General features: G+C 38.2%; 1 protein-coding gene. It reads left to right on the forward strand.

Going from position 1 to position 754, the window contains the following annotated elements; genetic code table 11:
• Positions 1-629, forward strand: a 629-nt coding sequence (locus DWX28_RS19220; RefSeq protein ID WP_199611883.1) for an adenosylcobinamide amidohydrolase, incomplete at its 5' end; no start/stop codon positions are given.
• Between the last annotated feature and the right edge of the window lie 125 nt (positions 630-754).

Below are 754 nucleotides of genomic sequence, written 5' to 3' on the forward strand. Positions count from 1 at the left end.
GAGAATCGAAAGCTGCTGCTGTTTCTCAGTTATTACTGGGAAGCTGCTATTCCGAAGAAATCGCAACAGGTTCTGGGACTGATGGAATTGTAATCGCTTCTAATCTTTGTGGTACCAGAACTCTTACGGATTCTTCTGGACATTCCAAACTTGGTGAACTGATTGGAAAATCCGTGAAATCTGCCGTAAAACAAGCTCTTCTTAACCAAACAGCGGCCTCTGGCCCGAGGCAATTTCTTTTATCTGCACGCACTGCAAGATATAAGATCACACCTGCTACTTTATGGGAGTTTTATATAGAATACAGAGAAATTTTTAATGATTTTAAGATTTCTTTTGAAATGCCCTCATTATTGGAGCAGAAGTTTCTTACACACAATCGTACCAGTAACCTGGTTCTATGTGTATCACTTTATCTTCACCTTATGGATCAGGTTCGTTGGGAGTTGATTATGGAGCCGGAAGCTATCCGGGAGGGGAAACGTCTTCTAATTTATGGACTCTATTGGAAAGATGGAGACTTTTTTGAAAAAGCATATCCGGCAAAAGCATGGGAGCAGCCTGGATTGCTGCATTTTTCATTAAAAGAACAGCTTATGTATCTGCTTTTATTGTATATTGCTATTTAGAATTGTTGGACATAGTGCTCAAAATTTCTAACTTTTAATATAAATGGGTAAGTCGAAAACCGACTTACCCACTATAATATCATTTTTATTTACTTCGCTACACACATGTTTTCATCAATCCATTT

The sequence above is a fragment of the Blautia sp. AF19-10LB genome (assembly GCF_003461245.1).
Classification (GTDB): Bacteria; Bacillota; Clostridia; order Lachnospirales; family Lachnospiraceae; genus Blautia_A; species Blautia_A intestinihominis.